The 8,708-nt window shown below is 46.4% G+C and carries 7 protein-coding genes; 6 read left to right on the forward strand and 1 reads right to left on the reverse strand.

Annotation, left to right across the window (positions count from 1 at the left end; genetic code table 11):
- From QUA16_RS07510 to QUA16_RS07530, 5 genes are all read left to right on the forward strand, one after another.
- Positions 1-1,416: calcium-binding protein (locus QUA16_RS07510; protein ID WP_333181080.1), on the forward strand; the 1,416-nt coding region annotated here is incomplete at its 5' end.
- Positions 1,416-1,844 (forward strand): hypothetical protein, encoded by a 429-nt coding sequence (locus tag QUA16_RS07515; protein ID WP_333102636.1) that lies wholly within the window; start codon positions 1,416-1,418, stop codon positions 1,842-1,844. The genes QUA16_RS07510 and QUA16_RS07515, both read left to right, overlap by 1 nt.
- Complete coding sequence (locus QUA16_RS07520) at positions 1,786-2,421, forward strand: hypothetical protein (protein WP_333181081.1); 636 nt, start codon at positions 1,786-1,788, stop codon at positions 2,419-2,421. The genes QUA16_RS07515 and QUA16_RS07520 overlap by 59 nt, the downstream gene beginning before the upstream one ends.
- Before the next feature lie 6 nt (positions 2,422-2,427).
- Positions 2,428-3,219, forward strand: a complete 792-nt coding sequence (locus tag QUA16_RS07525) for a hypothetical protein (RefSeq protein WP_333181082.1) — start codon at positions 2,428-2,430, stop codon at positions 3,217-3,219.
- Positions 3,220-3,764: 545 nt separating this feature from the next.
- The gene (locus QUA16_RS07530; protein ID WP_333102633.1) at positions 3,765-5,039 is read left to right on the forward strand and encodes an alpha/beta hydrolase; all 1,275 of its coding nucleotides are present in this window, start codon (positions 3,765-3,767) and stop codon (positions 5,037-5,039) included.
- Between the two features lie 130 nt (positions 5,040-5,169).
- On the opposite strand, the gene QUA16_RS07535 is transcribed toward QUA16_RS07530, so the two are convergent.
- Complete coding sequence (locus tag QUA16_RS07535) at positions 5,170-5,340, reverse strand: hypothetical protein (protein ID WP_333102632.1); 171 nt, start codon at positions 5,338-5,340, stop codon at positions 5,170-5,172.
- An 837-nt stretch (positions 5,341-6,177) separates the two neighbouring features.
- On the opposite strand from QUA16_RS07535, the gene QUA16_RS07540 reads away from it, so the two are divergent.
- Entirely contained in the window at positions 6,178-8,352 is a 2,175-nt protein-coding gene (locus QUA16_RS07540) for a glutamine synthetase III (RefSeq protein WP_333102631.1), read from the forward strand.
- Positions 8,353-8,708: the final 356 nt, after the last annotated feature.

Consider the following 8,708-nt stretch of genomic DNA (forward strand, 5'->3'; position numbering starts at 1 on the left):
CCAACTCCCACACCGACACCGATTCCGACAGAAACGCCAACGCCAACTCCGACACCGATTCCGACAGAAACGCCAACTCCCACACCGACACCGATTCCGACAGAAACGCCAACGCCAACTCCGACACCAACGCCAACTCCGACACCGATTCCGACAGAAACGCCAACTCCGACACCAACGCCAACTCCCACACCAACACCAACTCCGACAGAAACGCCAACTCCCACACCGACACCGATTCCGACAGAAACGCCAACGCCAACTCCGACAGAAACGCCAACTCCCACACCAACACCAACTCCGACAGAAACGCCAACGCCAACTCCGACAGAAACGCCAACTCCCACACCAACACCAACTCCGACACCAACACCGATTCCGACACCAACACCGATTCCGACACCAACACCGATTCCGACAGAAACGCCAACGCCAACTCCGGCAGAAATTCCCACAGCAACTCCGACACCGACAGAAATTCCGACAGAAGATTGCCCTTGTAACTCTCTATCCCTCCCAAATCTCAACCAACCCAATCCTGTAGAAAAGGTAGTTGTCAATAGTACGATCGATCTACCCATCACAGGTACTGCTAGCAATGAGACATTCGACGGCAGCAGCAGCGAGGATTATTTCCAGGCAAAAGAAGGTAACGATAACCTGTTTGGCGGCGAAGGAAATGACTTTTTAAACGGTAACGAAGGCAACGACTTTATCTCTGGTGCAACGGCAGATGACTTGCTTTTCGGTGGCAAGAATCAAGACATTATTCTTGGTAATGAAGGAAGAGATACATTATGTGGAAATCGAGGACAAGATTCGCTCAATGGCGGAGAAGATAGCGACTTTATTCACGGCAACGAAGACTCGGATTTTTTGGATGGCGGCAAAGGAAACGATTTCTTATTGGGAGGTAAGGATAGAGATTTAATTTTAGGCAGTGAAGGCAACGATACTCTGTTGGGAAATTTAGGTGACGATACTGCCTGTGGTGGCGGTGGCAACGATTACTTGCAGGGTGATGAAAATAACGACCTACTTGATGGCTGTGAAGGAAATGATACGATTTGGGGAGGAAAAGACAATGATACCATATTTGGGGGAGCGGGAGACGACTTTTTAAGCGGCGATTGGGGAGATGATTTTTTAATGGGAGGAAGTGGGAACGATCATTTTCTGCTTGGGGCAGATTCAGGGATGGATATCATTCGAGATTTTGAACCCGGAAAAGATGCGATCGCCCTTACTAGAGGTTGGACTTCCTCTCAACTGTCAATTAGTCAAGCCAACAGCGACACCTTAATCCGCTTGACAGCAACTGGTCAAATTTTAGCTACTCTCAATAACGTATCTGTTACTCAAATCGAGCTGACCGACTTGAACCCACCTAAATTTTTAAACAGGAGTTTTTTATAATGAATGTTAGGGGAAATCGCCAAAGAATCAACCGACTTTTGTACACAAGTTTGACCTTAATTTCAGCTATCCTTTTAGGAGGCTTGGGAAAGCTTTCCGAGTCCAACAACAACACAGCTTTAGCGCAAGAAAACATCCCCATTAGTGGTAGTGGTGACGCGCAACTCCAGCCTCTAAAGCAATCCCTGACAGAATTCATGCGCCACCCCTGCGTCGGTGCGGCCGTACTCGGTGTTTCTGTTAAAGGTAAACCCGTCGGTGTGTGGGGTTTCGGGCGCATGAAAGGCAGACCTAGTAATAACTGGAATCCGGCTTGTGGCGACGGATATGCAGGCTCCTCTGGCTGCGATCGTACCGGCAGATACCCCCATGCGTATGGGCAGTATCAGCAAGCCTGTTACCTTTGCAATGGTGCGCTGGGCGCTTAAACACACGGCGCGCGATCGGGCAGGCTTAGAACTGACTGACGACCAAATTGAAGGGATGAAATTGTTCGATCCAGAGCATTATCCGCCGCTAATTCCCGGTTTGAACAAGCAATATCCAGTAGCGATTATCCCTGAAAACTTGCACGCCGTATTTTCGGGAAAAGTCAAATTTCCCGTTGCCGTGAAAGACAGCAAGTGTGCCAATCTCAACTCAGGATTTGCAGACAAACAGTGGCAAAACGTCACCCTCGGACATTTTTTGTCGCACCGATCCGGACTTCAGCGCAGCGCCCCCAGATATGCTGAAGATGTCACCGCAAATTTGCCTGTGCTTCGCAATCTAAAAACCCCAGCGAATTTTCAAGCACAAGAACAGCTACTTGTCAATGAGTGGGGCAGCAAATCTATCAGTTCAGCAAAAAATCAACTCGGCATTTCTCTTAGCGCGGGCTATTTTTTGCCAAGTCCTACTTTAGGAGAAATTATGCAGGTTTTGGCTGGCAGATGCCTTCAGTATCCTCTCGGCCAATATCACTATTCCAATACCAGTCCGGCATTTCCTACGATTATTTTGTAGCAGCTTGTGGCTTCCGGCAGATATGCTGCTAAGATGGGTAAACCAGAAACTCATCAAGGTTCGGCTTTGGAGGTTTTCTTTAAAAAGGAGTTAGGAATTTCTACTGCCGCTGACCGGGGAATTTTTAGGACCCAAGGAGTAGCAAATATGGTCGATCGCGAGCCAGAGAAACGCGCTTGGAACGGGAAGACTTACTATTGGCAGGGATGGGATGTGAAGCGGCCACACTGCATCTGGAAGGGTAGCTTCTGCGATTTTTCTACCTGGCTAAATCCGAAGCCGGGAAGAATAAATTGGTCTTGGAATTTAGGCATGGTTCCTTTTAGCAGCAGAAACACTGATTTGAGTCCCGGTACTGGTTCGCTTGCTGCGGAAGCGGAAGTTTTTCTCAAATTTATGTCAGAATATTGGGTAGCGGGTTATGAAAATAACCCGCGCATCGGAGAAAAGCGAAATAATCTTTGGAATCGATATACTGCCCACAACGGAGCGCTTGACGGTACTCATGCTTGGGCAATCCAGTTAGGGGGCAATAATAATCCGAAAGAGTGGAAATTGCCGCCTGTGGATGATAACGGTCGCATCCTTGATGATTTTGCTAATTTAAAGATGTATGCGGGTGTGTTGCCGGATGGAGTTGATATTTTTGTGGCTGTGAATCAGAATGCCGATCGCAAATGTGTTGAGGCTAAAAGCTACAATTGCGGGGATGCTTACGGACTTTTGGATAATTTTATTTTGTACGGTGTTTCTCAGGTAAATTGGAATCTCGTTACACCTCGTGCCGTTAAAAAATAAAAGTTATAGCGCTGTGAGGTGGGCTTTTTGTACTATACATTTTAACGGGTAAAAATATTTATTAACCGCAAAAATGCTGTAGACGCAGAGTTAAGTTGTTTTACCTAATTCAACCGAATTAGCGCTGCTGATAAGCTGTCCCGCATCTAAATTGTATTTTTGGAGCGGGCGAGATACCACAATAAATTTATCAAACTTGACTATAAAATTTAGATGCTTCTTAGCTGACCAGTAAAAAAAGGCAATTCTCTAACAACTCCCAACTCCCAACCTCCCAACCCGGAGAGTCACAAGTCATTCCTAATGCTTGAATCTAAAATGTATCAAAATTTATGCAAGAGTAATATAAGAACTCGTTACTCAAAAATTTATCCTGTTGGTGGCGCAAGGCGATTAAATTATTTTTAACGACTTAGGTGTTAAATCAATGCTTTTTGGGTAATCTACTTTTAGGCAACATTTGTTAAACTATCAGTGTCATTCTAGCATATTTTAGGGCAATGGTATTAGTTTAAACTGATTAAAAATTAGGCTGCGAAAATCCGATGATCCACAAGAAGAACCGCAAAAAGTTACCTTTATTGGCAGCATTCTTAGTCTCGCCCTTTATTTCTTGGTTCCTGAGTACGATCGCCCTATTTCTCAGTCTCTGGGTCATCATACCAGCACCCACGATGTTCCTGTACCCTTTGGCGGTGGGAGCACCAGAAATCAGTCCTTGGTTGGTTGGTATCAATACGATCGCCCTTCTGCTGAACCTGCTCAGACGGCATCAAGGCAAAGTCTACATTATTTTACTGATTTGTAACCTGTTCGCTCTAATCCTGGGCCTGCTACCCCTGATTCAGTTCCCAGCAGCCAATGCAGCCATAGCTACCCAAATGCAAGCAGTTCTAGGGGAAAACTATCTAGCAGCCGTTCCTCAACCCGATCGCGCGCAGCTACGCCCTCAACCGTTTATCCTCGCAGATGCGTTCCGAGGAATTCCCCTCAGAGAGGTTAGGATCGATCGGGCTATTGTATTTGCCAACCCTGACGGAGTTTCACTGCAACTAAATCTTTATCGGCCGATGCAAATTGGCAAATATCCCGCGATTATCACACTCTACGGGGGAGCTTGGCAAAGAGGCAATCCCGATGCCAATGAGGAATTCAGCCGCTACATAGCCGCTCAAGGCTATTGTGTGGTTGCAATTGCTTACCGCCACGCTCCCAAGTATCGATTTCCTGCTCAGCTTGAGGATGTACAAGCCGCTCTTTCCTATATCAGAACTCATGCTGGTGATTGGGAAATCGATCTCGATCGCATTGCTCTGATGGGAAGGTCTGCAGGTGCCCATTTAGCAATGCTAACTGCTTATAATTCTACTGTGCTTCCAGTTCGAGCAGTGGTCAACTATTACGGGCCAAATGACCTGATCCGGGGATACAATGACCCACCTTTTCCTGATGCTATAAATGTTCGAGCCGTCTTGCGTGCCTTTTTGGGAGGAACCCCAGACGAACTCAACGAGCTTTACCGTCGGGCTTCTCCCATAAATTATATTAAACCCAATCTTCCCCCTTCTCTACTGGTTTATGCAGGTCGCGACCATATCGTTCAGCCCAAGTTTGGTCGATCGCTCTACGAACGATTTCGAGCCACGGGCGATTCCCTACGGGATAGCTTCGCTTCACGGGCTATTTTGCTCGAAATTCCTTGGGCTGAACACGCCTTTGATGCAGTTTTTAATGGGCCGAGCAATCAATTAGCTTTGTACTACACAGAACGATTTTTGGCTCATACTCTGAAGTCTTCGGATTACCAACCAGTTAAATAAAAGTTTAAATTTTACTCATTTATCCTCAATAAACTGCGGCTATAACAGTTTAATAAGTTCCCCAATCTCGTAAAGATTTCTACGGCAAATTGTCGCACCAAATTTTAGAATAGTTGCCAGACTTTATTTATCATATAGCGGTTCTTAAGAAAGTGAGGTATGCCCCATGCCCTATGCCCCATGCCCCATGCCCCATACCCCATGCCCCATGCCCTATGCCCCATGCCCCATGCCCCATGCCCCATGCCCCATACCCCATGCCCCATGCCCCATACCCCATGCCCCATGCCCCATGCCCCATGCCCTGTTACACTGAAACCCTGCGGTTGTGTGCGCTTGGTGCGATCGACCTTTATAAAAAAAACATAAAATTCTGTAGCCTGCGATACATTTATTTAGTTAATGATTGTTTAAACTCTCCAAGTGTAGATTGTGTACTCTCCATAATTCTCCAAAACCCCTAAACGAGTGCGTTGTTTGCTGGACTGCGATTTATCGATCGTCGAACCGTTAAAAACCATAAGTAGTTTTGACCTGAATTCATCGGAATTGATTCGCACAAAATTTTTGAGCTGACCAGGGTGAAGATTAATTACTAAATTTGTGCAGTGCAGACATCTATAATGTGGACTCAAGTTTGTACAGGCTCTTGCCATCTATCTTCTTGCTAATAACCGAAATCCAACCGCATCTCACACTGGATTGTCACACCCGATGGACGGTGGCGAAGTGATTGAGCCTCGCTCCTCCAATCTTTTCGAGCCTGCCAAAAAAGGCATTCTCGCAAAAGTTAGCTTTGACAAAAAATATTGGGTAAATCTCATATAGCGGTTCTCAAAAAAGTGAGGTATGCCCTATGCCCTATGCCCTATGCCCACGGAGGCCTATGCCCTATGACCATGAGTACCTCATCTTTCTGAGAAAGGCTATATGTTGCACCATTCTCAATTAGCCTTTTATGAACAGGCTGGACGGCCTGTGAAGCGAGAAAATTGATCTCTTGTGGAACGGGCATCTTGCCCGTTCTTGAGAATGGTGCAAAACGTTGGGTAAATCCAACATATTCGTCAATAGTTAGACTTTTGCTAACATCTATTTTTTCTCAACTAATCGTCCCGCAATCCCAATAAAAATAACCATGAGTGGAAACGAATCGCGCGTTCAAGCAATTTCTCAAATCGTCAACCGCAAACTGATGCCTGGTCGGCCTCCCAAGCGGCTAGAAGATATGTGGGCCACAGACGTTTTTACTCTGAGCAAGATGCAAGAAAGTCTGCCCAAAAGCATTTTCAAATCAGTAAAAAATACCGTTCAAACAGGCCAAAAACTCGATGCTTCCGTAGCTGATGTAGTTGCAGTAGCAATGAAAGATTGGGCTATTTCCAAAGGAGCCCTCTACTACGCCCACGTATTCTACCCGCTAACCAACGGTACCGCCGAAAAGCACGATGGTTTCATCTCAGTGCAAGGCGACGGCTCCGTCATCTCAGAATTTGCAGGCAAAGTTCTAGTCCAAGGCGAACCCGATGGCTCCTCATTCCCCAACGGCGGCATCCGTTCCACCGCCGCCGCTCGCGGATACACAGCCTGGGATGTCACCAGCCCTGCTTATGTCATGGAAACAGACAACGGCATGACATTGTGCATTCCCACTGTTTTCATCTCCTGGACAGGTGAAGCCTTAGACAAGAAAACGCCGCTTTTGCGTTCCATTGCCGCCATGAACAAAGCAGCAACTCGAGTGTTAAAGCTATTAGGCAATACCGAAGTTGCTCCGGTAAATTCCAGTTGCGGTTCCGAACAAGAATACTTCCTGGTAGATGCCAATTTCACCAACAACCGCCCCGATTTACTGCTAGCAGGTCGCACCCTGTTTGGCAAACCTCCTGCCAAAGGTCAGCAATTTGACGACCACTATTTTGGAGCGATTCCAGAGCGCGTTCAAGTCTTCATGCAGGAAGTAGAAGAAAGAATGTACCGTCTGGGAATTCCTGCCAAAACCAGGCACAACGAAGTAGCTCCCGGTCAGTTTGAAATTGCACCAGTTTTTGAAGCTGCAAACGTCGCCAGCGACCACCAACAATTAACCATGACAATTCTCCGCAACACAGCGAAGAAACACGGTTTTATGTGTTTGCTGCACGAGAAGCCTTTCGCCGGCATTAACGGTTCTGGCAAACACGTCAACTGGTCGGTCGGCAATGCCACTCAAGGAAACTTATTAGACCCCGGCGATACACCGCACTCGAACATACAATTTCTAGTTTTCTGCGGCGCTGTGATTCGCGGAGTTCACAAATACGGGCCGCTATTGCGCGCGGTAGTTGCTACTGCCAGCAACGACCACCGATTGGGTGCAAATGAGGCTCCACCTGCAATTATCTCTGTCTATTTGGGTTCGCAATTAGAAGATATCTTCGGGCAAATTAGCCGGGGAGAAGTTAAGGACTCTAAATGTCGGGGAATTATGAACTTAGGTGTAGAAACACTGCCTACTTTCATGAAGGATGCTGGGGACAGAAACCGAACTTCACCCTTTGCTTTTACTGGAAACCGATTTGAATTCCGGGCAGTAGGTTCCGGTCAGTCTGTTTCCGGGCCGTTGGTGGCGATGAATACAATTCTTGCAGATTCTTTGGACTGGATTGCTAACAAATTAGAAAGCGATTTGGCTAAGGGGACTGAACTGAATGCTGCCATCCAAACCATTCTCAAAGAAGTGATGGACGAGCACGGTGCGGTTGTATTTGGTGGCGACGGCTATTCCGAAGAATGGCACAAAATGGCTGTTGAGGAACGGGGTTTAGCTAACTTGCGGACTACGGCCGATGCTTTGCCCGTGTTGAAGGAAGGATACATTGAAGACTTGTTTGAAAAGACAGGTGTTCTGACTCCTGTTGAATTGGAAAGCCGTTACGATGTTTATGCTGAGCAGTATTTGCTGGCAATTGAAGTCGAAGCAAAACTGGTAATAAGCATGGCCAAAACCATTATTTACCCCGCAGCTTTGAGGTATTTAGCTGAAGTTTCTGGAACCATTTCTAAATTGAAAGAGATTGGGATTGAACTGGAAAAGGAAAGTGCCGAAAAAGTAGCGGTGTTGGTTAAGTCAATGATTGATACTACGAGCAAATTGAGCGCGGCTTTGAGCAAGCACGATTTTGCTTCGACAGAAGACCATATGCAATATGCTTCGCAAACAATTCGTCCTTTGATGGATGAGGTTCGCCAGTATGCGGATGCTCTGGAAGGTGAAGTGGCTGATGATTTGTGGCCTCTGCCTACTTATCAAGAAATGCTGTTTGTTAAGTAATCGTAAATCAGGTTAATTTTCGGTGATATTTGTAGGGACACGGCAGTGCCGTGTCCTTACTTGTTTTTGAGCTTAAATGAGTGTGACGCTGAATCTGTCAATCGATTTTAGATTTTAGATTTTAGATTTTAGATTTTAGATTTTAGAATTGAAGCATTGACTTGCGCGAGATAAATTCGGGGGGAAAGTTTCATCGGATACAGGTTTTTTATTTCTGCGTCCTGAGTCTGCTTTCGGAATGAATCCGGGGGCTTGTATCCTGGATGCTTTCGGTCAGAGTCATTAAGGAATGAGAATTAAATAACTTCCACTCTTGAAAGTGGGATGGGCGTCCCGCCCGTCCAAAAAGGACGGGC

Source organism: Microcoleus sp. S13_C3, assembly GCF_036700905.1.
In the GTDB taxonomy this organism is placed as follows: domain Bacteria; phylum Cyanobacteriota; class Cyanobacteriia; order Cyanobacteriales; family Microcoleaceae; genus Microcoleus.

What these genes read in the sequence shown, in the direction of transcription:
- QUA16_RS07515 (WP_333102636.1), top strand. Translation starts at nt 1,416, where the DNA reads ATGAATGTTAGGGGAAATCGCCAAAGAATCAACCGACTTTTGTACACA.
- QUA16_RS07520 (WP_333181081.1), top strand. Translation starts at nt 1,786, where the DNA reads ATGCGTATGGGCAGTATCAGCAAGCCTGTTACCTTTGCAATGGTGCGC.
- QUA16_RS07530 (WP_333102633.1), top strand. Translation starts at nt 3,765, where the DNA reads ATGATCCACAAGAAGAACCGCAAAAAGTTACCTTTATTGGCAGCATTC.
- QUA16_RS07535 (WP_333102632.1), bottom strand. Translation starts at nt 5,340, where the DNA reads ATGGGGCATGGGGCATGGGGCATGGGGTATGGGGCATGGGGCATGGGG.
- QUA16_RS07540 (WP_333102631.1), top strand. Translation starts at nt 6,178, where the DNA reads ATGAGTGGAAACGAATCGCGCGTTCAAGCAATTTCTCAAATCGTCAAC.